The organism is Ancylobacter oerskovii (genome assembly GCF_018390555.1).
GTDB classification, from domain to species: domain Bacteria; phylum Pseudomonadota; class Alphaproteobacteria; order Rhizobiales; family Xanthobacteraceae; genus Ancylobacter; species Ancylobacter oerskovii.
In genome coordinates this window covers 594,509-619,013 of sequence record NZ_JAHBGB010000044.1, presented here as the reverse complement: position 1 = coordinate 619,013, position 24,505 = coordinate 594,509, and the positions used below count along the sequence as shown (strand labels likewise).

The 24,505-nt window shown below is 68.9% G+C and carries 26 protein-coding genes and 1 tRNA gene; 7 read left to right on the top strand and 20 right to left on the bottom strand.

The features are described 5' to 3' along the window. The 3 genes from KHC19_RS23860 to KHC19_RS23850 all read right to left on the bottom strand — a co-directional run bounded on the left by KHC19_RS23860 (position 1) and on the right by KHC19_RS23850 (position 4,029). Positions 1-765, bottom strand: a complete 765-nt coding sequence (locus tag KHC19_RS23860) for an aldolase/citrate lyase family protein (protein WP_213356025.1) — start codon at positions 763-765, stop codon at positions 1-3. Between the two features lie 14 nt (positions 766-779). Then, the gene (gene araD, locus KHC19_RS23855) at positions 780-2,534 is read right to left on the bottom strand and encodes an L-arabinonate dehydratase (protein ID WP_213356024.1); all 1,755 of its coding nucleotides are present in this window, start codon (positions 2,532-2,534) and stop codon (positions 780-782) included. Between the two features lie 490 nt (positions 2,535-3,024). Then, complete coding sequence (locus KHC19_RS23850; protein ID WP_213356023.1) at positions 3,025-4,029, bottom strand: Bug family tripartite tricarboxylate transporter substrate binding protein; 1,005 nt, start codon at positions 4,027-4,029, stop codon at positions 3,025-3,027. Positions 4,030-4,193: 164 nt separating this feature from the next. On the opposite strand from KHC19_RS23850, the gene KHC19_RS23845 reads away from it, so the two are divergent. Together KHC19_RS23845 and KHC19_RS23840 are read left to right on the top strand one after the other, a co-directional pair. After that, positions 4,194-4,898, top strand: coding sequence for a GntR family transcriptional regulator (locus KHC19_RS23845; RefSeq protein WP_213356022.1), 705 nt, complete (start codon positions 4,194-4,196; stop codon positions 4,896-4,898). A gap of 94 nt (positions 4,899-4,992) precedes the next feature. Beyond that, the gene (locus KHC19_RS23840; protein ID WP_213356020.1) at positions 4,993-5,526 is read left to right on the top strand and encodes a cupin domain-containing protein; all 534 of its coding nucleotides are present in this window, start codon (positions 4,993-4,995) and stop codon (positions 5,524-5,526) included. Between the two features lie 47 nt (positions 5,527-5,573). Here KHC19_RS23840 and KHC19_RS26510 read toward each other — a convergent pair whose 3' ends face one another. Continuing rightward, a complete protein-coding gene (locus tag KHC19_RS26510; RefSeq protein WP_425514537.1) occupies positions 5,574-5,951 on the bottom strand; it encodes a YjiS-like domain-containing protein in 378 nt (125 codons plus the stop codon). 119 nt (positions 5,952-6,070) lie between these two features. Between KHC19_RS26510 and KHC19_RS23830 the strand changes: the two genes are divergently transcribed. Further along, a complete protein-coding gene (locus KHC19_RS23830; protein WP_213356018.1) occupies positions 6,071-6,508 on the top strand; it encodes a YqaA family protein in 438 nt (145 codons plus the stop codon). A gap of 17 nt (positions 6,509-6,525) precedes the next feature. Here the strand turns inward: KHC19_RS23830 and KHC19_RS23825 are convergent, their stop codons facing one another. Together KHC19_RS23825 and KHC19_RS23820 are read right to left on the bottom strand one after the other, a co-directional pair. Continuing rightward, positions 6,526-6,786 carry a hypothetical protein gene (locus KHC19_RS23825; protein ID WP_213356016.1) on the bottom strand — a complete coding sequence of 87 codons (261 nt, stop codon included), beginning with the start codon at positions 6,784-6,786 and terminating at the stop codon, positions 6,526-6,528. A 94-nt stretch (positions 6,787-6,880) separates the two neighbouring features. Beyond that, positions 6,881-9,130: a TonB-dependent siderophore receptor gene (locus tag KHC19_RS23820; protein WP_246549449.1), complete on the bottom strand. Its 2,250-nt coding sequence runs from the start codon at positions 9,128-9,130 to the stop codon at positions 6,881-6,883. A 423-nt stretch (positions 9,131-9,553) separates the two neighbouring features. On the opposite strand from KHC19_RS23820, the gene KHC19_RS23815 reads away from it, so the two are divergent. After that, complete coding sequence (locus KHC19_RS23815) at positions 9,554-9,766, top strand: cysteine rich repeat-containing protein (protein ID WP_213356015.1); 213 nt, start codon at positions 9,554-9,556, stop codon at positions 9,764-9,766. 147 nt (positions 9,767-9,913) lie between these two features. Here KHC19_RS23815 and KHC19_RS23810 read toward each other — a convergent pair whose 3' ends face one another. From KHC19_RS23810 to KHC19_RS23795, 4 genes are all read right to left on the bottom strand, one after another. Then, positions 9,914-10,471: a GNAT family N-acetyltransferase gene (locus KHC19_RS23810; protein WP_213356014.1), complete on the bottom strand. Its 558-nt coding sequence runs from the start codon at positions 10,469-10,471 to the stop codon at positions 9,914-9,916. Positions 10,472-10,506: 35 nt separating this feature from the next. Next, positions 10,507-11,319, bottom strand: a complete 813-nt coding sequence (locus tag KHC19_RS23805; RefSeq protein WP_213356013.1) for a polysaccharide pyruvyl transferase family protein — start codon at positions 11,317-11,319, stop codon at positions 10,507-10,509. A gap of 308 nt (positions 11,320-11,627) precedes the next feature. Next, a tRNA-Pro gene (locus KHC19_RS23800) sits at positions 11,628-11,705 on the bottom strand. A 21-nt stretch (positions 11,706-11,726) separates the two neighbouring features. Then, on the bottom strand, positions 11,727-12,263 hold the full coding sequence (locus tag KHC19_RS23795) for a GNAT family acetyltransferase (RefSeq protein WP_213356012.1): 537 nt from the start codon (positions 12,261-12,263) through the stop codon (positions 11,727-11,729). Positions 12,264-12,395: 132 nt separating this feature from the next. Between KHC19_RS23795 and KHC19_RS23790 the strand changes: the two genes are divergently transcribed. After that, entirely contained in the window at positions 12,396-13,034 is a 639-nt protein-coding gene (locus KHC19_RS23790; RefSeq protein ID WP_213356011.1) for a nitroreductase family protein, read from the top strand. A 239-nt stretch (positions 13,035-13,273) separates the two neighbouring features. Here KHC19_RS23790 and amaB read toward each other — a convergent pair whose 3' ends face one another. Then, positions 13,274-14,818, bottom strand: coding sequence for an L-piperidine-6-carboxylate dehydrogenase (amaB, locus tag KHC19_RS23785; protein WP_213356010.1), 1,545 nt, complete (start codon positions 14,816-14,818; stop codon positions 13,274-13,276). A 503-nt stretch (positions 14,819-15,321) separates the two neighbouring features. Between amaB and KHC19_RS23780 the strand changes: the two genes are divergently transcribed. Beyond that, positions 15,322-15,699 carry a septal ring lytic transglycosylase RlpA family protein gene (locus KHC19_RS23780; protein WP_213356008.1) on the top strand — a complete coding sequence of 126 codons (378 nt, stop codon included), beginning with the start codon at positions 15,322-15,324 and terminating at the stop codon, positions 15,697-15,699. Positions 15,700-15,759: 60 nt separating this feature from the next. On the opposite strand, the gene KHC19_RS26505 is transcribed toward KHC19_RS23780, so the two are convergent. The 6 genes from KHC19_RS26505 to KHC19_RS23750 form a co-directional block, all read right to left on the bottom strand. Beyond that, entirely contained in the window at positions 15,760-16,614 is an 855-nt protein-coding gene (locus KHC19_RS26505) for a MerR family transcriptional regulator (RefSeq protein WP_417281962.1), read from the bottom strand. A gap of 40 nt (positions 16,615-16,654) precedes the next feature. Then, a complete protein-coding gene (locus tag KHC19_RS23770; RefSeq protein ID WP_213356006.1) occupies positions 16,655-16,963 on the bottom strand; it encodes an integration host factor subunit alpha in 309 nt (102 codons plus the stop codon). A gap of 111 nt (positions 16,964-17,074) precedes the next feature. Next, entirely contained in the window at positions 17,075-18,052 is a 978-nt protein-coding gene (locus KHC19_RS23765; RefSeq protein WP_343207788.1) for a beta-ketoacyl-ACP synthase III, read from the bottom strand. Further along, on the bottom strand, positions 18,049-19,140 hold the full coding sequence (gene plsX / locus KHC19_RS23760; RefSeq protein ID WP_213356004.1) for a phosphate acyltransferase PlsX: 1,092 nt from the start codon (positions 19,138-19,140) through the stop codon (positions 18,049-18,051). The genes KHC19_RS23765 and plsX overlap by 4 nt, the downstream gene beginning before the upstream one ends. 116 nt (positions 19,141-19,256) lie before the next feature. Further along, complete coding sequence (locus tag KHC19_RS23755) at positions 19,257-19,793, bottom strand: YceD family protein (RefSeq protein ID WP_213356003.1); 537 nt, start codon at positions 19,791-19,793, stop codon at positions 19,257-19,259. Next, positions 19,790-20,350: a ubiquinol-cytochrome C chaperone family protein gene (locus tag KHC19_RS23750; protein WP_213356002.1), complete on the bottom strand. Its 561-nt coding sequence runs from the start codon at positions 20,348-20,350 to the stop codon at positions 19,790-19,792. The genes KHC19_RS23755 and KHC19_RS23750 overlap by 4 nt, the downstream gene beginning before the upstream one ends. Before the next feature lie 177 nt (positions 20,351-20,527). Here KHC19_RS23750 and KHC19_RS23745 point away from each other — a divergent pair, with 177 nt between their 5' ends. Then, complete coding sequence (locus tag KHC19_RS23745; RefSeq protein WP_378296922.1) at positions 20,528-21,079, top strand: outer membrane protein assembly factor BamE; 552 nt, start codon at positions 20,528-20,530, stop codon at positions 21,077-21,079. 103 nt (positions 21,080-21,182) lie between these two features. On the opposite strand, the gene KHC19_RS23740 is transcribed toward KHC19_RS23745, so the two are convergent. The 3 genes from KHC19_RS23740 to thiL form a co-directional block, all read right to left on the bottom strand. After that, positions 21,183-22,439 carry an NAD(P)/FAD-dependent oxidoreductase gene (locus tag KHC19_RS23740; protein WP_213356001.1) on the bottom strand — a complete coding sequence of 419 codons (1,257 nt, stop codon included), beginning with the start codon at positions 22,437-22,439 and terminating at the stop codon, positions 21,183-21,185. A 102-nt stretch (positions 22,440-22,541) separates the two neighbouring features. Then, positions 22,542-23,306, bottom strand: a complete 765-nt coding sequence (locus tag KHC19_RS23735; protein WP_213356000.1) for an ABC transporter substrate-binding protein — start codon at positions 23,304-23,306, stop codon at positions 22,542-22,544. 105 nt (positions 23,307-23,411) lie between these two features. After that, positions 23,412-24,503 carry a thiamine-phosphate kinase gene (gene thiL, locus KHC19_RS23730; protein WP_213355999.1) on the bottom strand — a complete coding sequence of 364 codons (1,092 nt, stop codon included), beginning with the start codon at positions 24,501-24,503 and terminating at the stop codon, positions 23,412-23,414. Between the last annotated feature and the right edge of the window lie 2 nt (positions 24,504-24,505).

The following is a 24,505-nucleotide window of genomic DNA, read 5'->3' as shown; positions in this document are numbered from 1 at the left end:
TCACGGCTTGAAGCGCTTCTTCAACGCTTCCGAGCCGCGCGCCAGCAAGCCGGTGTCGGACCCGACGGCCGTGAAAAGGCAGCCGGCCTCGATGTAGCGCTTCGCCAGCGCCTCGTCGCCGGTGAGGATGCCCGCCCGGTTGCCGGCGCCGCCGATGCGACCGATCAGTTGGACGATCAGATCGACGACGGCCTGATTTCCCTGATCGCCGAGATAGCCGATCGCCGAGGAGAGATCGCCGGGACCGATGAACACCCCGTCCACCCCCGGCACCGCGGCGATGGCCTCCAGATTCTCCATGCCGAGCTTCGATTCGATCTGCACGAGCACGCAGATCTCCTCATGGGCACGGGCGTAATAGTCCTTCACCCGGCCGAAGCGGGACGCCCGCGAGGCGCTGGCGAAGCCGCGGATGCCCTCCGGCGGATAACGGGTGGCCGCCACGGCCGCGGCGGCCTGCTCGGGCGTATCCACCATCGGCAGGAGGAAGCTCTGCACGCCGGCATCGAGGAAGCGCTTGATCCAGATCGGGTCGTTCACCGGCGGGCGCACGATGGGCTGCACCCGGTTCTCCATGCAGGCCTGCAGCTGGCACAGCACCATGGGCAGCTCGTTGGGCGAGTGCTCGGTATCGATGAGCAGCCAGTCATAGCCGGAGCCGGCGAGGATCTCGACGCTCATATGGCTGGCGAGGCTGCACCACAGGCCGATCTGTTGTTCACCGGCATAGAGGCCGCGCTTGAAATGGTTGGCGGGCAGTTCCACGGAAGAAATCCTTCTCAATAGATCGAGGGTTCGCCGACGGGGGCGCCGAACGAGGTTTCCAGGAAGTCGAAGTCGCAGCCTTCATGCGCCTGCTTGATGTGGCGCGAGAACATCCAGCCATAGCCGCGCTCGTAATGCGGCGGCGGCGGCACGAGGGCGGCGCGGCGGGCGGCGAGTTCCGCCTCGTCCACCTGCATGTCGATGCGCCGGTTGGGCACGTCGACGCTGACGAGATCGCCGGTGCGCAGCAAGGCGAGCGGGCCGCCGACATAGCTCTCCGGCGCCACATGCAGGATGCAGGCGCCGTAGCTGGTGCCGCTCATGCGCGAATCCGAAATCCGCAGCATGTCGCGCACGCCCTGCTTGATCAGCTTCCTGGGGATCGGCAGCATGCCCCATTCCGGCATGCCCGGCCCGCCGAGCGGACCGGCATTGCGCAGCACCAGCACATGGTCCGGCGTGACGTCGAGATCCTCGTCGTCGATGGCGGCCTTCATGCTTGGATAGTCGTCGAACACCAGCGCCGGGCCAGTATGCACCCGCAGATGCGGCGCGCAGGCGCTCGGCTTGATGACGCAGCCATCGGGCGCGAGGTTGCCGCGCAGCACGGCGAGCGCCCCCTCGGCATAGATCGGGTTCTCCACCGTGCGGATGACGTCGTCATTATAGACCGTCGCCCCGGCGATGTTCTCGCCGACGGTGCGGCCGGTGACGGTGAGCGCATCGAGATGCAGGTGGCCGGTGAGCCGTCCCATCAGCGCCGGCAGGCCGCCGGCAAAGTAGAAATCCTCCATCAGATAGGCGTCGCCGCTCGGCCGGACATTGGCGATCACCGGCACGAGGCGGCTCGCCTTGTCGAAATCGTCGAGGCCGATATCGACCCCGGCGCGGCGCGCCTGCGCGATGAGATGGATGATGGCGTTGGTGGAGCAGCCCATCGCCATCGCCACGGTGATGGCGTTCTCATAGGCCTTGCGGGTCTGGATGCGGTCCGGCGTCAGGTCCTCCCACACCATCTCGACGATGCGCCGGCCGCAGGCGGCGGCCATGCGGTTGTGCCCGGCATCGGCCGCCGGCACCGAGGAGGCGCCGGACAGCGTCATGCCGATCGCCTCGGCGATGGCGGTCATGGTGGAGGCGGTGCCCATGGTCATGCAATGGCCGAAGGAGCGGGCGATGCCGCCCTCGATCTCGCCCCACGCCGTCTCGTCGATATTGCCGGCGCGGCGCTCGTCCCAGAATTTCCAGGCATCCGAGCCGGAGCCGAGGGTCTTGCCCTTCCAGTTGCCGCGCAGCATCGGCCCGGCCGGCAGGTAGATCGCCGGCACCCCGGCGCTGGTGGCGCCCATCAGCAGGGCCGGGGTAGACTTGTCGCAGCCGCCCATCAGCACCGCGCCGTCGATGGGATGGGCGCGGATGCCTTCCTCCACCTCCATGGCGAGGAAATTGCGGTAGAGCATGGAGGTGGGCTTGAGGAAGGTCTCGGAAGCCGAATGCACCGGCAGCTCCAGCGGGAAGCCGCCGGCCTGCAGCACGCCGCGCTTCACGTCCTCCACCCGGTCCTTGAAATGGCCGTGGCAGGGATTGAAGTCCGACCATGTGTTGATGATGCCGATCACCGGCTTCCCCACCCAATCCTCCGGCGCATAGCCCATCTGCCGCAGCCGCGAGCGATGGCCGAAGCTGCGCAGATCGTCATGGGCAAAGTAGCGGGCGCTGCGCAGCTGGTCGGGAGTCTTGGCGGGATGGTTCTTGGGATGCGCGTTCATGAGGCACCTGTCGGGCGGAGGAATATCGAGAGCGCGAACCGGGCGGGAGTTCCGTCAGCGGCCCGCCATGGCCGTCTGGACGGTACCCCCGGTCGAAGGCGTGGAGGCCCGGGCCGGGCCCGGGGATGACGGAGCATGAGCGGGCCCGGCGTGCGGCACGGCAGGAAGGAGCACCGCGGACCGACAACATTCCCCTGTCTCTTCGTCATCCCGAGAGTCTGGCCCGTCATTGCCGAAAGAGCGGCAAAGCTCCCTCTCCCCGGCGGGGAGAGGGATGGGATGAGGGGTCTTCGACGCTTCCCAATGGTGTCTCCCCTCACCGAGCCCGCTTCGCGGGCCACCTCCCCATCGAAACCGGATGTATCCGGTTTCGACCTTGCCGGAACCGAACTCGGCAACAGCCGAGTTCGGTCGGGGAGAGGATAGGAAAGGCCGGCACTCTCAAGACGACGGCGCTCCATGAGCCGGCCTCCCGGCCCACGCCCCCGCCTCACTGCGTGACGATGTTGCCCGCCTTCACCACCTGGCGCCAGCGCTCCTCCTCCGCCTTCTGGAAGGCGGCGAATTCCTCCGGCGTGTTGGCGACCACCTCGAAGCCCATCTCGTTGAACTTCGCCTTCACGTCCGGCGCGGCGAGGCCGGCGGCGAACGCCTTCACCACCTTCGCCTTCACGTCGGCGGGAAGCCCCTTGGGCGCGGCGGCGGCCTGCCAGGAATAGACCTCGAGCCCGTCGACGCCGGCTTCCTTCATGGTCGGCACGTCCGGCAGCACCGGGTTGCGGGCGGCGGCGGTGACGCCCAGCACCTTCAGCTTGCCGGCCTTGATGTGGTTGGCGACGGCGCCAAGATTCTGGAACGACACGTCGGCATGGCCGGCGATGAGGTCGCCGATGGCCGGGCCGCCGCCCTTGTAGGGCACATGGATGCCGGACGTGCCGGTCTTCTGCCAGAACAGCGCCGCGGTGAGATGATCGGAGGATCCTACGCCGGAGGAGGCGAAGGTCACCTTGTCCGGGTTCTTCTTCAGGTAGTCGACCAGCTCCTTCACCGAATTGGCCGGGAAGGAAGGCGTCGCCACCAGCACGTTGGGCGTGCGCACCGCCACGGTGACGAGGTCGAAATCGGTCTTCGGATCGTAGCCGAGCGCCGGGTTGAGCGCCGAATTGATGGCGAAGACGCCGATGGAGCCGACCAGCAGCGTGTAGCCGTCGGCCGGCGAATTCTTCACATGCTGGGCGCCGGTAGCGCCGTTGGCGCCGGGCCGATTGTCGATCACCACCGACTGGCCGAGCGTCTCCGGCATCTTCGCGGCGACGAGGCGGGCGGTGGAATCCGAGGCGCCGCCGGGCGGGAACGGCACCACGACGGTGACCGGCCGGTCGGGATATGCCATGGCCGCGCCGGTGAACGGGCCGGCGGCAAAGGCGGCCAGCACCGCCAGCGAGGCGAGCGCGGCGCGGCGGGTCGGCGCGCGGGAAAGGTCGATGCGGGACATGTTTCCTCCTGTTCGTCCGTCAGGACCGGTGGAGGCGGACCGTTGGCGCGGCCTCGTGCCTCCCCTCCAACGCCCGTCTGTGCGGGCTGGGCTCCTCGAGCATGAATGCACTAAAGCGCTAATGCATCAGTGAAGTCAAGCCGAGACTGGTGTAGGATGCCGTCATGAACGTGACCGCGATTCCACGCCCCCCACGCGATCCGCACCGCCATGCGGCGCCGCAGGTGTTCGATTATCTGCGCGAACGGATCGTCAATCTGCAGCTGCCGCCCGGCACGGTGATCTCGCGTGCCGAGCTGCAGCAGCTGTTCGGCTTCTCCTCGACGCCGGTGCGCGACGCGCTGCTGCGGCTGCAGGAAGAATCTCTCGTCGAGATCTTCCCGCAGCATGCCACGGTGGTGAGCCCGATCGACCTGAAGCTCGCCCGGCAGGCGCAGTTCCTGCGCCGCTCCATCGAGCAGGAGGCGGTGCGGATGCTGGCCGCGCTGCCGGCGGCGGAGCGCCGTCCGGTGGCCGAGCGGCTGGAGACCGCCATCGACATCCAGGCCACCCTGCTCGGCCGGGGCGACCTCGAGGCGTTCCATGTCGCCGACCGCGACTTCCACCGGCTGTTCTTCGAGGCGGTGGGCGTGCCCGACCTGTGGGTGCTGGCGCGGCGCCATTCCGGCCATATCGACCGCATCCGCCGGCTGCATCTGCCGATTCCCGGCAAGGCCGAGCAGGTGATCGCCGATCACCGCGCCATCGCCGCCGGCATCGCCGCCGGCGAGGCGGCGCAGGCAGGGGCGGCGCTGCGCAACCATCTGTCGAAGTCGCTGGCCTTCACGCCGGACCTGCGCGCCCGCTGGCCCGCCTATTTCCGCGATTGAGGCGCCGGCCGCGCGCGGCGATGCCTTCCGGTCCTCGCGGGCGACGCCTATATGCGGGACAGGCCATCCTCTGAGCGACAGCGGGAGCAGGCGGATGTCGGAACGGATGCGCGAGGCGCCGGCGCAAGCGGAAGCCGGCGCGGTGCTGGTTCGCCAGCTCGGAGAAGGCGCCAGCTACTGGCAGCCCATGCCGGCCAACGGTCATGTCGAGGTGATCTTCGCCCCGGACGAGGTGGCGATGGAGCATCCGCTCGGCTTCGGTACCCAGACGGTGCCGCCCGGCGGGCATGTGCGCGAGCACGCCCATGACCGCAGCGAGGAAATCATCTTCGTGCTGCACGGGCGCGGGCGCGCGGTGATCGACGGGGCGGAGCACCCGATGCGGCCGGGATCGGCCCTCTTCCTCGGCCGCCACCGCCGGCACATGTTCGTCAATGAGGGCGACGAGAATCTCGTCTTCACCTGGACGATCGTGCCGAACGGGCTGGAGGCGTTCTTCCGGCGGATCGGCCGTCCGCGCCGGCCGGGCGCACAGGCGCCCGCACCGTTCGCGCGACCGGCGGACGTGCTCGACATCGAGCGCGAGACCGCCTTCGCGCCGCCGCCGGAGAACCCGCGGCAGCCTTGATCGTCGCCATGCGCCAAGCGCAGGCCTGAAGCACCGATAAACGGTACTCAGATAGCAGTGACGAGACGCAGGCGACGCTGCAGCGCTTCCTGAGGAACGTTCTCGGCGGCCTGCAGAGCGAGGCTGTGGATGTCGGCGCGGCTGAGGCCGAGCTCGGCGAGCTCGCGGTCGCTATAGGCTTCAAGCTCACGCTGGGTCTGGCGATACTGGCGGCGGCGCGCAAAGGCCGTCCGCAAGGCGATGCCGATCTGGTCGATCTGCATGACGATGTTCTCCTCTTGGATCTTGCTGCACAGCAACAAGGACCAGGGAAACATAGTGTGCGACGCAGCATCCAAGAAGCGTGAATCCCGCGCGCCAGCAATGCGCCCTGCGCAGAACGGCGAGCGGGAATATTTACCTTCCGATGCAATGATGCCCGCCACTCCCGTCGCCGGCATTCGCGAGCACGCGCCTATGCACGCACATGCCGATGCGGAGAGGCGCGTTCGGAGAGGCGCGCTCGGAGATGGCCGATGGCGCGCGGATTGGCTAGAAGGCGCGGATGATCGATCTCGCCGCCTATGCCGGGCTCTTCCTCGCCGCGCTCGTCGCCGCAACCATCCTGCCGATGCAATCCGAGGCGGTGCTCGCCGGCCTGCTGGTCGCCGGCAAGCAGCCGGCGGCGCTGCTGATCGCCGTCGCCAGCGCCGGCAACGTGCTCGGCTCGGTGGTCAACTGGTGGCTCGGCCGATTCATCGAGCACTATGCCGACCGGCGCTGGTTCCCCGCCTCGCCGGCGCAACTCGCGCGCGCCCAGAACTGGTACCGGCGCTACGGCAAATGGTCGTTGCTGCTGAGCTGGGCGCCGGTGATCGGCGATCCCCTCACCCTGGTGGCCGGGGTGATGCGCGAGCCTTTCCCGGTGTTCCTGCTGCTGGTCACCCTCGCCAAGGTCGGCCGCTATCTCGTGCTGGCGGCGCTCATCCTGAACGTGGCGTGAGGGAAGCGGGACCGCCGCTAGGCGTGCGGCTCGACGGCGATGCCGTTCGATTCCGCCCACCAGCGGAAGGCGTTGCCGGCCTCGATCACGTCCTCCGGGTCGGTGGCGATCTGCAGGCGGCGGATCAGGCCGTCATAATCGCCGCGCGGATGCGGGTTGGCCTGCGCGAAGGACAGCGCCTCGTCGAGCGTCAGTATGTCGAACTCCGCCGATCCCGCCCGCACCCGGACGGCGGGAATGGTGGCCGGCGTTTCGAGCGAATGATCGGCGATGGACATCGGGAAGCCTCCTCGTCGGGGCCGCCGCGGGCGGTCGGCGTCGCGCGGCCGTGGGAGTCAACGCGCATCCGGCGCCGGCGTTCCCGCGCCGGCGTCACCAATGATAGGCTAGGGTCGCCAGAACGCTGCGGCCGGTGCCGACGAAGCACTGATAGGCCGAAGCGCAGGCGGACACATAGTATTTGTCGGCGAGGTTCTGCGCGGTGAGCGAGGCCCGCCAGCCATCCCCTGCCCCCGGCGTGCCGCCGAAATCGTAATGCAGGGCGGCGTCGAACAGCACCCGGTCCGGCACCACCATCGCCGCCGTGTTGGTCTGGTCGCCGTAGCTCTCCCCGACATAGCGCGCGCCGCCGCCCAGCGTCAGGCCGGCCAGCACGCCGGTGTTCCAGGTGTAGTCGAGCCAGGCCGAGGCGGCGTTGCGCGGCACGCCCACCGGCACCTTGCCCTGGACGCCGGCGACGTTGCTCTGGGTGACCACCGCGTCCGTGTAGCTGTAGGCGACCGTGAGGTTGAGGCCGGCGAGCACCTCGGCCTTGCCGGAGAATTCGAAGCCGTGGGATTCGACCTCGCCGGTCTGGGTCTGGCAGGTGCTGCTGCTGCACAGAGTGACGGCGGTGTTGGTGCTGGTGTGCTGGGTGTCGGTGGTCAGCACGTTCTGCTGGGTCAGTTCGTAATAGGAGGCGGTGAACAGCCCGTTGAAGGTGGTGGGCTGGTACTTCACGCCGGCCTCGAACTGCCGCGCCGTGGTCGGCTCGAACGGAACGCCGCCATGGCCGGTGCCCATCACCGGATCGAAGGAGGTGGCGTAGCTCACATAGGGAGCGATGCCGTTGTCGAACTGGTAGAGCAGCCCGCCGCGATAGGTGAAGGCGGTGTCGTCGCCCGAATAGCTCACCTTGTTGCCGTTCGACAGCGTCTCGGTGGTGGTGTCGCTGTCGAGATAGTCCTCGCGGATACCGAGCAGCGCGTGCCAGTTGCCGATGGTGATCTGGTCCTGCACATAGCCGCCGAGCTGGGTGCGGTCGGCCGACTGGCTGGTCGTCAGCTTGGGCGAGGCGATGCTGGTCCAGGCCGGCGACAGGTAGTTCACATACACCGTGCTGCCGCTGCCATAGGTGGCGTCGGCGTCGTAGCGCTGCAGGTCGACGCCGAACAGCATCGTGTGGTCCAGCGCGCCGGTGGAGAATGTCGCCTGCGCCTGGTTGTCGAGGGTCAGGCCTTCCAGCGATTCGATGTAGCGCGAGGGCGAAAAGCCCATGCACAGATAGGAATGGCCCTGGCAATTGGCCGCCGAAGCCCACACGCTCGACGTCGCCACCGCGGAGAGCGCCTTGAAATCGGTATCCAGCCACATGTAGCGGAAGTTCTGGCGCAGGGTCCACACCGTGTCGACATCGTGCTCGATGCGGTAGCTCAGGCTGGTCTGCGTGCGGTCGAAGCCGGAATAGGGGCTCTCATTGGGCGAGAAATTGCGCGGGATCTGCCCGTTGGGGTTGGCCTGCAACGTGCCGAGCGCCGGCAGCCAGGTGGAGTAGTAGCTCTCCGGGTCGCGCTCATAGGTCGCCTGCAGCTCGACGCGGGTGTTCTCGGTGGGCTTGAAGGCCACCATCGGCGCCACGAGGATGCGCTCGCCTTCCGAGCCGTTGACCTCGCTGTCGCTCAGCCGCCCCAGCGCGATGAGGCGGTAGAGCGCCGAGCCGTCCGGCAGCAGCTTGCCGTTCAGGTCGAGGCCGAGCTCGGCCTCGCCATAGCTGCCGACGCCGGCGAGGATCTCGTTGCGCGCGTTCGGGTCCGGCCATTTGCTGACGAGGTCGATGCTGCCGCCCGGATTGGTCTGGCCGTAGATGGTGGACATCGGGCCGCGGACGATATTGATGCTCTCGAGCAGATAGGGATCGATGCTGGGCACCGCATAGTTCAATCCCTTGAACAGGCGCATGCCGTCCCAGAACTGCACGTAGTTGGCATTGCCGCCGAAGCCGCCGAAGCCGCGCATGATGATGCTGTCGTAACGGTTGCCCGGGCGGGCATCCGAGATGACTCCGGCCTCGTAGCGCAGCGCTTCCTGCACGGTCTGCGATCCCTGCACCTCGATCTGCGTGTCGGTGACCACCGAGATGGAGATCGGCGTCGTCTCGATGGCGGAATCCGTCTTGGTGCCGGCGGTGGTGCGCCGCGCGACATAGCCCTTGGTGTCGTCCTTCTCGTCGGCGCCGGTCACCTGGACGGTATCGAGCGAGATCGAGGCCTCGCCCTGCGATTGCGCCAGCGCGGGAGACGCCGCCGGCATGAGCATCAGCGACAGGGCAAGCCAGGAGGCTCGGCACATCAAATGCGCCTGCATTCCACACATCCTCGGGAGTTGACGTAACGTAAATAAAAATGGCAGATCGCTTTAATTCGCAGCCATTTTTCATGAAATTTCAGAAACGCATTATTATAACGATGCCGTGAGTGTCAATAAAATCGCAAAGATTGGAATTATTACACATTAAATAAGCGAATAATTGTCGCGAATACGCTTCCATCCTCTACACGAAATTGGAAACTTGCCTGAGTGACGAGTTTCAATACTGAAGATCGTAGCGGAAGCTGCCGATCGCCCGGCGCGGCGGCGGCATCGGATCACACCAACCGGCGCGTGCACGCGGTCAAGCGCGATGGCGGACAGGCGGAGGCCCGGCCTCGCGATGCGACCAAGAATCGCCATCGCCGGGCCTCGCCGCCTCGACTATTGGATCCCCGCCGATACCGAGGAGGAACGTCGATGCGCATGATTCTGATCGCACTCGCCCTGGCCGCGACCGCCGGCACGGCGCTGGCCCAGGAGGGCGACCTCGCGAAATACTGCAAGTCCGACATCGAGCGCCTGTGCACCGGCGTGCAGCCCGGCGGCGGACGCCTGTTGAAGTGCCTCAAGGCGCACGGCAAGGAGATGTCGGTGGGCTGCGCGCAGGCCCTGCAGAAGATGAAGGGCTAGCCTCTCACCGCGGCACCGGCCCCTCGGCCGCGGAAGGCGGCCGGCAGCGCAAGCTCCCCCCGGAGACGCGCCCCTGCCGGCCGCCGCCTCTCGCTCGCGGCCGCCCGCCGGCGACAATCGCGCATCGGCGGCGGAAGCATGGCGCCCTCAGGCGTCCGGCACGTCCGGCACACGGGCCGGCAAGGTGTCGCCGCCGCTCCCGAGCGGACGCTGCATCAGCACCGTGTCCACCCAGCGGCCGAACTTGAAGCCCACCGCTTTCAGCGTGCCGACGGTCTCGAAGCCATATCGCCGATGCAGGGCGATCGATCCCTCGTTGCCGCTATTGCCGATTACCGCCAGCATCTGGCGCCAGGGCCCGGCCTCGCAGCGCCGGATCAGCTCGTCCAGCAGGGCGCTGCCGATGCCGCGCCCGGCCTGTCCCTCCGCGACATAGACCGAATCCTCGATCGTGTGCCGATAGGCGGCGCGCGGCCGATAGGCGGTGGCGTAGCAATAGCCGACCACCCTGCCCTCGCGTTCCGCCACCAGATAGGGCAAGCCGGCGGCCCTCACCGCCTCCCGCCGGGCGATGAGATCGGCGACCGAGGGCGGAACCGTCTCGAAGCTGGCGAGGCCGTGCAGGACATGGTGCGCATAGATGGCCTGCACCGCCTCCATGTCGTCGCGGCCAGCCTCGCGAATGGATAGGGGATGGGCGCTCATCGCGTCGTCGCCGCCTCCTCGACCGGACAGCACCGTCACGCCGTCGCCCGGAAGCGATAGGGCGCGACCTCCATCAGCGGCGCCGGGTCCCATTCCGCCATGAAGCGGTCGGGACGCACCTCCTCGAAGAGCCGCATGCCCTCGGCCAGCGACGGGGCGAAGGGCAAGGTGAAGCCGACCCCGCTGGCGAAGTCCTGCCATTTGAACGGGACATCCAGATATTTCCCGCTCCAGAAGGCGAACGGTACGCCATAGGCCAGCGCGACCACCGCCGCATGCATGGCGTTCGCCATGACGAAGCGCGCGGAGGCGATGGCGTCGATGAACGCCTCGCAGGCCGCGACCGTGTTGGGAATGGCCGGGCTCATGATCACCGAATCCATGTCGGTGCCGAGCGTTTCCACCGTCACCTTGGGATGATGCACATGGGGAACCCAGAGCACCTTTCCCGCCGTCTCGGGGTTCACCGCCGGTGTGTAGAACTTCGGCAGCAGCAGCGCGGTGTCGCCGAGCGGCGTGTTCCTCGGCAGGTCCAGCGCCAGCCGCGAATGCTCCCCGCGTATGCCGAGGAAGATTGCCCGGCGCTCGGCGAGCGGCGGCAGGGGCTTGGCGTCGCGCTTGCCGCAGCCCCAGAACACCGCCCGGCCCGGCCCGGCATCCTCATGCGGCCCCCTGGCGCTGGTCTTGGCGATCTGGCGGTCGGAAATGACGCTGCCCACGAGATGCACCGTGCCGGTGCGGAACAGGCACGGCCCTTCGAACATGCGCGCCTGGTACAGCAAGGTCAGCGCATCGCCGAAATTGCCGAGCGTTTCCTTCGCGCGCCAATGAAAGATGGAAATATTCATAATTTCTCAATAAAATCGAACAAGCTGGACGACAGCCAGCCGGCATTACTCATGATGCCCCCTGCATCGTCAATCGCCGGGCCCCCCACGACGGCCTGACGCGGGAAAACCCGGCCGGACGGACGACCACCGTTCGAAACGGGATGGCGGCGGGAGCGATGGGCGCGGGAGCATCCGCACCGGGGACATTCGGAAGCGGCTTCGGGACTTTTCGCTCTCACAAGGGTCTTTTCGGGATTTCCGTTCCCTTTGCGACCCCGCAACCCCTTTCCGGGGAAGTCAGATTTTGTGTAAAATCAAGACCTTAATGGTCGGAGCGAGAGGATTTGAACCTCCGACCCCTAGTCCCCCAGACTAGTGCGCTAACCGGGCTGCGCTACGCTCCGACGCCGTGAGGCGCTGTCTCTCTAGCGATTTGATCCCGGCGATGCAAGCGGGGCCGGCCCCTCATTGGGGGATATATCCCCCGCCGCCTGCTCCCGCGGCGGCGTTTCCGGCCCCACTTCGCGCTCCACCGAGGCGCTGAGGCGCTGGAACAGGCCGAGTGACACCAGCGCCACGCAGCCGATCACCACCAGCAGCGCCGGATAGACCACCTCCGCCACCTCCTCGCGGGCGGTCTCGAACAGCAGGACCAGCGCCTCGAGGAAAAGCGCGATGATGATGGTGGAGAGGAACTTGGTCAGGCCGCGCCGCGCATCGGCGGCGGTGCGCTTCTCGCGATTGGCCGGCACTTCCTCCTCGAAGAAATATTTGGCGACGTCGAACAGCGCGATGGCGACGATGAGATAGCCGACGATGTTGAGCAGCGCCTCATGCACCAGCGTGTCGCCCCCCAATCCCTCGCGCAGGGCGGTATAGGGGGCGTAGACCAGCAGCACCGCCGCCACCGCCATCAGGGCGCAGGCGGCAATGGCGAACACGACGCGGATGAGGAAACTCATGGGGACGGGCTCCGTTGACCCAAGGCGAACTAGGACGCGGCGACCGGCCGTCAAGCACCTGCGCCTCAACGCCTGCCCTCGCCCCGTCGCGGATCGTGTATAGTCGCCGCACCCATCGACCGGAGATCCGCCATGGCCCATGAACACGCGAGCGCCGAGCTCGTCCGCGATCCCGACTTCGCGCCGCCGCCGGCGCTGGAGCCGATGATCGAGCGGCTCGCCGGCCGCCGCTCGGCGCCGCTGCGCAGCCTCGGCGGGCCGGCGCCGACGCCGGAGGAGCTCGATCGCCTGTTCGAGCTGGCGCTGCGGGTGCCCGACCATGGCCGGCTGACGCCCTGGCGCTTCATCGTCATCGAGGGCGAGGCACGGGCCGTCCTCGGCAGCCGGCTCGACGCGCTCTATGCGCGGCAGAACCCCGAGCTGCCGCCGTCCAAGGTCGATATGTGGACGCTGTACCTGATGCGCGCGCCGCTGACCGTGGTGCTGGTGAGCCGGCCGGACCCGGCCGCCAAGGTGCCGGAATGGAACCAGGAGCTCTCCGCCGGCGCCGCCGGCATGGCGCTGACCGTGGCGGCGAGCGCGCTCGGCCTCGCCACGCAATGGCTGCTGAAATGGCCGGGGCGCGACCCGCAGGCGGCGGCGCTCCTCGGCCTCGGGGCCGGCGAGAAGGTCGCCGGCTTCATCCATATCGGCCGGCCGACGGTCGCCAGTCCCGACCGGCCGCGCCCGGACGCCGCCGCCGTGGTGACGCGCTGGCGGCCGGCGGACTAGAAAGGCCCGCCCCGGCTCTTCCCGTCCCCCGAGCTATCTCATCCTGTTCGGAGATCGCATCGACAGGATAGAAACGCCTGCTCTTCCCGTCCCCCGAGCCACCTCATCCTGAGGTGCCGGGCGGAGCCCGGCCTCGAAGGATGGTCATCCAGCTGCGCTGAGCATCCTTCGAGGCTCGCCGTCGCTCGCACCTCGGGATAAGGGCGTTCCATGTCGGGGATGCATGGAAGCGCCCCGCCTCACTCTCCCACGTCGAAGGACACGCCCTGCGCCAGCGGCAGCGCGCGGGAGAAATTGATGGTGTTGGTGGCCCGCCGCATATAGGCCTTCCAGGCGTCGGAGCCGGCCTCGCGGCCGCCGCCCGTCTCCTTCTCGCCGCCGAAGGCGCCGCCGATCTCGGCGCCCGAGGGGCCGATATTCACATTGGCGATGCCGCAGTCCGAGCCTTCCGCCGACAGGAAGGTCTCCGCCTCGCGCAGGTCGTTGGTGAAGATCGAGGAGGAGAGCCCCTGCGGCACGCCGTTCTGCAGCGCGATCGCCTCGTCGAGGCCGCCGACGCGCAGCACATAGAGAATCGGCGCGAAGGTCTCGTGCTTCACCACCTCGGCCTGCTCGTCGATCTCCACCAGCGCCGGGCGGACATAATAGGCCTCCGGCGCGCCCGGCACCGCCACGCGCTCGCCGCCATGTACGGTGGCACCGGCGGCGCGGGCCTGTTCCAGCGCCGTCTGCATGCCCTCGAACGCCGCCTTGTCGATCAGCGGGCCGATCAGCGTGCCGTCCGCGCGCGGGTCGCCGATGGTGACGGAGGCGTAGGCCTTGGCGAGGCGCGGCACCAGTTCCTCATAGACGCCCTCATTGACGATCAGGCGGCGCAGCGTGGTGCAGCGCTGGCCGGCGGTGCCCATGGCGGCGAAGGCGATGCCGCGCAGGGAAAGGTCGAGATCGGCCGAGGGGCAGACGATGGCGGCGTTGTTGCCGCCGAGTTCCAGGATGGAGCGGCCGAAGCGCTTGGCCACCCGCTCGCCGACGATGCGGCCCATGCGGGTGGAGCCGGTCGCCGAGATCACCGGCACGCGGGGATCGTCGACCAGCGACGAGCCGATCTCGCCGCCGCCCACCAGCACCTGCGACAGGCCCTCCGGCGCATCGCCGAAGGCGGCGGCGGCGCGCTCGAACAGCGCCTGCACGGCGAGCGCGGTGAGCGGGGTCTTTTCGGACGGCTTCCAGATGAGGCTGTCGCCGCAGACCAGCGCCAGCGCCGCGTTCCACGACCATACCGCGACCGGGAAGTTAAAGGCGGTGATGATGCCGACCGGGCCGACCGGGTGCCAGGTCTCCATCATGCGGTGGCCGGGCCGCTCGGAGGCGATGGTGAGGCCGTAAAGCTGCCGCGACAGGCCGACCGCGAAATCGCAGATGTCGATCATCTCCTGCACCTCGCCGAGGCCCTCGGAGACGATCTTGCCGGCTTCCAGCGTGACGAGGCGGCCGAGCGCCGCCTTGTGGGCGCGCAATTCCTCGCCGAGCAGGCGCACCAGCTCGCCGCGGCGCGGCGCCGGCACCGTGCGCCAGGCGTGGAAGGCGGCCACCGAGCGCGCGACCGCCGCGCCGACATCGGCGGCCGTCGCCTCCGCGACATGCGCCACCACCTCGCCGGTGACGGGCGAGCGCACGGCGCGCCCGCCATCCTGCCAGAGCGCCGGCTCGACGCCGAGCGCGCCGAGCAGTTCCCCGACGTCGCCGGCGACCGGACCGAGGGCTGCGTTGATCTTCGCCGTCATGATGATGCTCCTCGCCTGCGCGGCCGGATCCGGCACGCCCGAACTGTTGCCGCGTCAATAGCACCGCTCGGCGCCACAAATCCATGCGGCCTGCGAAGGGGGCCGCCTCCCCGGCCCGCGACGCGCCCGGACGGGCCCTCCGGCCGCGGGGCCGTGCGGCGTATCGGCTCCTTCCCAAGGGGCATGACCGTGGGAGAAGCCGTTTGCCCGACAGCGAAAAAACCGCCGGTTTCTCTTTGCGGCAGGATAAGAATTCGCGCCAAGGATGTCTTGAATCTCTTCTGCGTATAACCCACATCACCGCTGCGATCAGTCTCGACAACAGGTCGCGAAGACTGTCACAATCAGCCTGTCGGCTCGCGAATTATGCATGGGGTATTCCATGGACAGATTCGCGAAATCACATTCCTGACATGAAATAGCTGTTCTGCAGCCACACTCCTTTTCCATCCGAATCCCGTGGATGCAACAGGAGAAGGACAGAGGTATTGACGGCTTGGGGAATGGGACGGATCGCGGGAGCGACGCTCGCCGCCGCGGTCATCTTCGCCGCCAGCGGCAATGCTGCTTCAGCAAACTCGGCAATCTCGAAAAAAACGGCCGCCTCCAGCGGGATGGCGTCCTATTACGGCTATGGCGGACGCACCGCCAATGGTGAGCGGCACAATGCCCGCGCCCTCACCGCCGCGCATCGCTCCTTGCCCTTCGGGACCAAGGTGCGGGTGACCAACACGGCCAATGGCCGGTCGGTCGTCGTGCGCATCAACGATCGCGGCCCCTTCATCCGCGGTCGCATCATCGACGTCTCGACCGCCGCCGCGGAGAGCCTCGGCTTCCGTCAGCGCGGGGTCGCGAAGGTCGATCTCGCCGTGGTCGACTGACGGCTCTGGAGTGAACGCCACGCCGGGACGAAGGTTCCTGAGGCCGCGCGGAACGCGCGCTCAGCTCTCGCCCCGGCGGGCTTCCAGCAGCAGGCGGTAGCATTCCTGCAGGTCGACCAGCGCCGCCCGCAACTGGGCCAGCTGCTCTTCCGAAAGCCCGTCCTCCGGTCCCTGCACGGGACGGAAGGCGGTCAGGCGCGCCGGCGGCTCGTCCTCGTCGAAGGGCGGCGCGGCGAAGGGTTCCCCCGCATGGCGGGGCGCGGACGCGGGATGCCCCGGTTCGCCGCCGACGCCGCGGAACGGGAACACCGGCCCGTCCGGTTCCGGCGCCCCGGCCGGCGGATCGAAATCCTCCGCATCCTCCGGCGGGTCGAAGCGCGGCTCGACGTGACGCGGCTCGGAATGGCGCGATTCGGCACGCTGCGGCTCCATATCCGGCAGCAGCGGCATATCGAGGAAGTTCGGTTCGTCCTCGGGGTCGCGCCGCCGCGCCGGCCGGCGCGGTGCCGGCTCGCTCTCGCGCTCCGGCGCCGCCGCGCCGCCGCGGCGCCCCGGCAGCAGCCCGAAGAAGCCGCCCAGCGCGGAGGTCCGCCCTTCCGGCGCCGGCCTCGCGTCGCCGTCTTCGGCGGCACCCTCGCCCATCGCCTCGCGCAGCAAGGCCTGCACGTAGCGCGGCCCCTCCTCCTTGAGGATGCGCTGGACACCGCGAATGGTGTAGCCTTCCCCGTAGAGCAGATGACGGATGCCGCGCAGCAGCTCGACGTCGTCCGGCCGGTAGTAGCGACGACCGCCGCCGCGCTTCAGCGGGCGGATCTGCGGAAACTTGGTTTCCCAGAAACGCAGCACGTGCTGCGGCAGATCGAGCTCTTCGGCGACCTCGCTGATGGTGCGGAAGGCGTCCGGGCTCTTCTCCACGGCGAAGCTTTCCTCCCTGCGGCTCACGACACGGCCCGCCTCACTCTTCGGTGGCGTCGAGGCCGTTGATCTGCTGCTTCAGGATGTTGGACGGCTTGAAGACCATGACCCGGCGCGGGGCGATCGGCACCTCCTCGCCGGTCTTCGGGTTGCGGCCGATGCGCTCGCCCTTCTGCCGCACCACGAAGGAGCCGAAGGAGGACAGCTTCACCGTCTCGCCCTTCGCCACGCAATCGGCGATCTCGCTGAGCACGGTCTCCACCAGCGCGGCGGATTCGGTCCGCGACAGCCCTACACGCTGGTACACCGCCTCGCAAAGATCCGCGCGCGTGATCGTCCGCCCTGCCATTGACCCGTCTCCGCCTTCTTCGTGTTGTGGCGATGCCTTGCGTCAACCTAGGCGCCGTCGCCCGCACAGGTCAACGGGGACGCGCATCCGGCGAAGCTCGAGGCGCCCGCCCTACCAGCGGACCAGCGCCGAGGCCCAGGTGAAGCCGCCGCCCATCGCTTCCAGCAGCACAATATCGCCGGCCTTGATCCGCCCGTCGCCGACCGCGGTGGCGAGCGCCAGCGGGATCGAGGCGGCCGAGGTGTTGCCGTGCCGGTCGACGGTCAGTACCACCTTTTCCGGCGCGATGCCGAGCTTCACCGCGCTGGCGTCGATGATGCGGCGATTGGCCTGGTGCGGCACGAACCAGTCGATGGTCGAGGAATCGAGTCCGGTGGCGTTGTAGGCATCGGTGATCACGTCGGTGATCATGCCCACCGCGTGGCGGAACACCTCGCGGCCTTCCATGCGCAGGAAGCCGGTGGTCTTGGTGGAGGACACGCCGCCATCGACATAGAGCTTGTTCTTGTGCCGGCCGTCCGAGCGCAGATGGCTGGTGAGCACGCCGCGCTCGTCGGGCGCGCCGGTGGTCGGCACCGCCTCCAGCACCAGCGCGCCGGCGCCGTCGCCGAACAGCACGCAGGTGGTGCGGTCCGACCAGTCGAGGATGCGCGAGAAGGTCTCGGCGCCGATCACCAGCGCCCGGCGGAAGCTGCCGGCCTTGAGGAAATTGTCGGCGGTCGCCAGCGCGTAGACGAAGCCCGAGCACACCGCCTGCACGTCGAAGGCGGCGCCGTGGGTGATGCCGAGCCCGGCCTGCACCGTCACCGCCGAGGCGGGGAAGGTGTTGTCCGGCGTCGAGGTGGCGAGCACGATGAGGTCGATGTCCTCCGGCTTCAGCCCGGCATTGTCGAGCGCCGCCCGCGCCGCGCGGATGGCGAGGTCGCTCGTCACCTCGTCGTCGGCGGCGATATGCCGCTCCCGGATGCCGGTGCGCTGGACGATCCATTCGTCGGAAGTGTCGACCATCTGGGCGAGGTCGGCATTGGAGAGGGTACGGGCCGGCAGATAGGCGCCGACGCCGCGCACCACTGAAGTCAAGCTGCTCACGATGAAACCTGCAATTCTGACGACGCCGCCCCGTCGGCGGAGCCGTCCCCATCCGGCGAGGTGCCCGCGCGCGGCCGCCCCTTGATGCCCGCCTCGATGCGCGACAGCAAGGCGTAGCGCACCATGTCGTAGCCGATGTCGATCGCCGAGGCGAAGCCCTCGGCATCGGTGCCGCCGTGGCTCTTGATCACCACGCCGTTGAGCCCGAGGAACACGCCGCCATTGGACTTGCGCGGGTCGAGCTTCTCCCGCAGCAGCGCGAAAGCGCCGCGGGCGAACAGATAGCCGATCTTCGCCATCAGGCTGGAGCGCATCACCCCGCGCAGCAGCTCGGCGAACTGCTTGGCGGTGCCCTCGGCGGTCTTGAGCGCGATGTTGCCGGAGAAGCCCTCCGTCACCACCACGTCGACCACGCCGCGGCCGATGTCGTTGCCCTCGACGAAGCCGCGATAGTCGAGCCCGGGATGCTCGGCGGCCTTCAGCGTCGCCCCGGCCTCCTTGACCTCCTCGACGCCCTTGATCTCCTCGACCCCGACATTGAGCAGGCCGACCTTGGGCTTCTCGATGTCGAAGACGATGCGCGCCATCGCCGCGCCCATCACCGCCATGTCGACGAGATGCTGCGCGGTGGCGCCGATCGAGGCGCCGACGTCGAGCACCACGCTCTCGCCGCGCAGCGTCGGCCACAGGCAGGCGATGGCGGGACGGGAGATGCCCTCCATGGTCTTGAGATTGACCTTGGCCATCGCCATCAGCGCGCCGGTATTGCCGGCCGAGACCGCGCAATCGGCCTCGTGGAGGCGCACCGCGTCGATCGCCTTCCACATGGAGGACACCTTGCGGCCGCGCCGCAGCGCCTGGCTCGGCTTGTCCTCCATGGTGACGACGACGTCGGTATGGACGATCGAGCTCGCCTCGGCGAGCTTGGGATGCCGGGCGAGGATGGCGCGGATCTTCGTCTCGTCGCCGAACAGCAGGAAACGGATGTCCGGGTGCCGCGTCAGCGCGAGGGCGGCGCCGGGAAGCACGACGTCGGCGCCGTGGTCTCCTCCCATGACGTCGAGCGCGATTCGAACGGGCGATGACATGAAGCGCTACTGATCTCGTTCATTCGGGGCCGGCGGCTCGCCGCCGGGACATGAGGGCATGCCCCAGTTGCGGGCGCGTGACAATAGCGGCTCGCCGCCGCGGAGCAACTTTCCGGTCAGTCGCCGCCGCCGCCCTCGGACTTCTTCAGCCGCGCGAGCGCCGCGAAGGGCGAGGCTTCCTCCGCTCCCGGCGCGTCCGGCGTCTCGAACGCCACCCCGGGCTTGCGCGGATAGGGATCGAGCCCCAGCGCCAGGAATTCCGCCACCACCGCGCCGACGTCGATAACGCCGTCGACGATCGGATCGGGGATGTCCTGCTCGCTTACCTCGATCTCCTGGCCGGGCCGGATCTCCGGCAGCTTGTCGGCCGGGGCGAAGCTCAACTCGATGTCCTCGCTCACCGGCGCATCGAAATCCTCGAGCGTGACCACGCAGTTCTGCCGCACCACGGCGTCGAGATGGCCCTCCACCCGCACGCCGCCGCGCTGGGGCATCAGCGTCACCGTGGCGGTGAGCTTGGGAATGCCGGCAATGCCGAAATCCTTGGCCAGCGCCGCGCGCGTCGCCGCGTCGGGCGCGAGTTTCACGGTCATGCCGTCATCGGGGATGGTGGCGACGAGGACGGGATGGGTCAGGGGAGCCGCATCGCTCATGAGGGTGTGTTCTCCACGAAGGGGGACGCGCCGGCCGCCGGCAGGGGCAGCTCGCCGCGCGCAAGGGTCTCGAACGGCGTCGCCGTGAGCGCCGCCGCCAGCTGGCGCAGCCGCACCGCCAGCGCCCCGGCCTCGGCGCGGCGCTCCGGCGAGGAGGCGTAGACGTTGCGCAGCAGCGCCTCGACGAGCTCGGCCTCCGGCCCGCCGAGCGCCGCATCATAGACGCCGACGCGGCCATAGAAAGCCGAAGCGACGTTCTTCATCTTCTTCGGCACCGTCAGGTCGCCGACGCCCATCTCGCGCAGATTGGCGTCCATGTCCCTGCAGAAGGCGTCGAACACCCGCTGGCCCAGCTCCTTGCCCGCCTCGCCCTCGTCCTTGAGGCGGTGGAACAGCAGGAAGGCGTGCAGCAGGATCATCTCGAAGCGGCCGGCGATGCTGTCGGCGACGCCATACTCCGTGTAATAGGCGGGATCGCGCGAGGACGCCACGATCGCGCCATAGAGCCGCTGGATTGTCTCGCGTCCGTCGTCCCGGCGGAAGAATCGCAGGATCATGGCGGGCCTCTGCCTTGTCGCCGCCGCGCATGGCGCCGTATCGCGGCGGGTTAGCGCGGGAGGGGGCCGCTGGCAAGCCTGCCGGCACGCCCGAACGGGGATTTCCCGTTGCCTCCCGGCGGCAGCCTGTGCTTTTTGCGCGGGACGACGTGCGGCAACGGCACAGGAGTGGGATGAATGGCAGTGCGGTTTGAGACACGGCAGGCGGATGAGCGGACCCGGCGCTCCGGGCACCGGCGCACACGCATGGCCGGCCTCGGCGGAGCCGCGCTGATCTGCACCGGCCTCGCCGGCTGCGCCGACATGCCGGTGGCGACCTCCAGCATGGGCCTCGCCCGCACCCCCTCGAACTTCGTCACCGAGCAGCAGCGCGGCTATGTCGCCGCCCCCGGCGCGCTCGACCAGATCCCGGTCGGCTCCAGCCAGGAGCAGGTGCTGCTGGTGCTCGGCACCCCGTCCACGGTCGCCACGGTGGACGGCGAGGTATTCTACTACATCTCGCAGAAGACCAAGAAGGTCATGTTCATGCGCCCCGAGGTGATCGAGCAGCGGGTGCTGGCGATCTATTTCGATCCCAAGGACAAGCGCGTCACTCGCATCGCCGATTACGGGCTGAAGGACGGCAAGGTGTTCGACTTCGTCTCGCGCACCACCCCGACCGGCGGCGCCGAGCTGTCGGTGCTCGGCCAGATCTTCACCTCCGCCCTCGGCGGCCCCAGCAACGACTGAGGCCCGCCCTTCCCGCGCGGGCCGCGGCTTCGGCGGGAAACCGCCGGCGCGGCCGCTCGCCGGGAGGCCGCGGCGGCAGCCCGCCGCCGGGGAACGGCCCGCCTCAGCCGAAGCGCGCCGGCGCGAACGGCGCCGGATCCACTGACGGCGTCTCGCCGCTCATCATCTCGGCGAGCAGCCGCCCGGTGATCGGGCCGAGCGTGAAGCCGAGATGCTGGTGGCCGATGGCGAGCCACAGGCCCTTCACCGCCTCCCCGCCCCGCCCGGTCGCCGGGCCGATCGCCGGCAGCATGTCCGGGAAGGCCGGGCGGCAGCCCATCCACGGCTCGGCCTCCACCCGCTCGCCGAGCGGGAACAGCTTGCGCGCCACCGCCTCGGTGCGCTCCAGCTGCACCGGTGTCTTGCGGGCGTCGCGGCGGGCGAACTCCACCCCGGTGGTCAGGCGGATGCCGAGCTCCATCGGGGTGATGACGTAGCCGCCCTCCTCGTCCAGCACCGGCCGCGACAGCTTCGCCCCGCCCTCGCCGCGATAATGCATGTGGTAGCCGCGCTTCACCGCCAACGGCAGCCGCACGCCGAAGGGGCGCAACACGTCGTCCGCCCAGGGCCCCAGCGCCACCACCACCTCGCGCGCCTCGACCAGGCCGGCGGCGGTCGACATCGCCCAGCCCGTGCCGAGCCGCACCAGGCCGCGCGCGTCGCCGGTCCCGATCTCGCCGCCCAGCGCCGCGAAATGCCGCGCATAGGCCTGGGTGACGCCGCCGGGGCTGGAGACCGAATGCGGATCGCTCCAGATCACCGCGGCGGCGAAATCCGGCCGCAGGTCCGGCTCCAGCGCCAGCGCCTCGTCGACCGTCAGCTCGCGCATGGACAGCCCGTATTGCCGCGCCAGCGGGAATTCCTTGCGCTCATTGTCCAGCCCTTCCGGCGAACGATAGAGCTTCAGCCAGCCGCCCTCGCGGAAATAATGCTCCGCACCGCTCAGCGCCGCGAGCCGCGCATGCTCGTCGAGGCTGTGGCGCAGCAGCGTCTCCATGGTGCGGGCATAGGCGAGGACGCGGGCGGGCGCCGAGGCCTTCCAATAGGCGTACATCCAGGGCAGCAGGCCGGGCAGCGCGTCCCAGTGGTAATTCGCCGCCGGGTTGCGGCCGAGCGCCACCTCCGCCAGCGCCTTCAGGTCGCGCGGGAAGGCCACCGGATAGATCGAGGAGCGCTCGACGAGGCCGGCATTGCCGTAGGAGGTCTCCTCCCCCGGCCCGCGCCGGTCGACCAGCGCCACCGAGCGCCCGCGCAGCCTGAAATTGAGCGCTACGCTGGTACCGACGATGCCGGCGCCGAGCACGAGCGTATCGACTTTCATGGGATGCACCATCCGCCGGCCGGCACGCGCCGGTCCGGTCCTGACCGGGAAAAGGGCCGGCGCCGCCGCTCCGTCGGGCGGCGGCGCCGGTTGCGACAGGCCTCAGTAGATGTCGAAGGGGAAGTACTTGGCGTTGATCTTCTTGTAGGTGCCGTCGGCGACGATCTCCTTGATCGCCGCGTTGATCTTCTCGCGCAGCTCATTGTCCTCCTTGCGCACGGCGATGCCGGTGCCCTGCGGATTGACGTCCTTCAGGTCCGGGCCGACGAACTTGCAGCACTTGCCGTCATTGCTCTTCTCCAGCCATTCGTAGAGCACGAACTTGTCGGCGAGGATGGCGTCGAGCCGGCCGGCGGCGAGGTCGGCATTGGCCTCGTCCTGGGTCGGATAGAGCTTGATCTCCGAACCCTTGTACTTCTCCTCGAGATAGACGGCGGCGGTGGTCGCCGACTGGGTGCCCAGCGTCTTGCCCTTCAGTGCCTCGGGCGAGATGTCGGTGATCTTGGTGTCCTTCGGGGCGATGAAATCGCCGGGCGTCTGGTAGTAGGGGACGGTGAAGGCCACCTTCTCCTTGCGCTCGTCGGTAATCGACATCGAGGCGACGATGGCGTCGAACTTCTTGGCCAGCAGCGCCGGGATGATGCCGTCCCAATCCTGGGCGACGAAGGTGCATTCCACCTTCATCTTCTCGCACAGCGCCTTGGCGATATCGATGTCGAAGCCGACCAGCTGGCCGGAGGAATCGGTGGAGTTGAAGGGCGGGTAGGCGCCCTCGGTGCCGATGCGCACCGTCTTGATCTCCGCCTGCGCGGTGGCGGCGGTCAGGGCCAGCACGGCGGCGGCGGCGAATAGTTTGGCGATCTTCATTGGAAAGCCCCTCTGCACGGCGGGCCGGAAGACCCGCCTGCCGGGCAAGCTAGGGCGCGGCGATGTCACGGGCAATCGGCGGAAAGGCCGAGACGGGAGCTACCCTCAGAAATGGCTGAAGCTGCGGCGCGCCAACCTCATCTCGGCACCGTCCGCGCCGAGCACCGACAGCCCGCTCCCGGCATGCGTCGAGCCGATCACCGCCAGCCCGAAGCCGGCGGCGGTCGCCACCATGCTCAGGGCGTCGATCCGGTCGTGCGGCACCGTGGCGAGGATCTCGTAATCGTCGCCGCCGGTCAGCGCCGTCTCCAGCAGTGCCGGCTCGGCGGCCACCGCGGCGCGGGCGGCGGCGCTCAGCGGCACCGCGGCGGCGCGGATCTCGCCCGCCACGCCCGATACCGCCAGCAGCTTGGCGGCATCGCCGATCAGGCCGTCGGAAACGTCCATCGCCGCGCTGGCATGCTCGCGTAGCGCCCCGGCCAGAGCGAGGCGCGGGCGCGGATGCAGATAGCGGTCCGCAAGGAAGGCCCGGCCGTCCGCGTTGAGCGCCCGGAAGCCGGCCCGCCCCGCATCGAGCCGCAGGGCGAGGCCGAGTGCGCCGTCGCCTATGGTGCCGGTGGCCACGATCGCCTGTCCCTCGCGGGCGCCGGAGCGCCGCACCATTCCCCCCGCCGGCACGGCGCCGAGCGCGGTGATCGACACGGTGAACGGCCCCGGGGTCCGCACCGTGTCGCCGCCGAGCAGCGGCGCCCCGAAGGCGCGCGCATCCTCGCCGATCCCGCGCGCGAAGGCGTCGAGCGCGGCGTCGTCCATGCCGGGCGGAATGGCGAAGGCCAGCAGCACGCCGAGCGGGCGGGCGCCCTTGGCGGCAAGATCGGACAGGTTCACCCGCATCGCCTTGCGGGCGATGCTGTCCGGCGGATCCTCGGGGAAAAAATGCACGCCGGCGACCAGCGCGTCCTTGGTGAGGATGAGGTCGTGCCCCGGCGGCGGGGCGAGGAAGGCGGCGTCGTCGGTGAGGCCGAGCGCGCCGGGATGGGTGGCGATCCGCCCGAACAGGCGGGCGATCAGCTTGTCCTCGCCGGAAGCCTTCGCCCCCTCGGAAGCCTTCACCCCGGAAGTCTTCGCCTCCTCGGAAATCTTCGTCCCGGAAGTCTTCGCCCCGCCGGAGCCGCCGCCCTTCCGCCCGTCCGCCATGA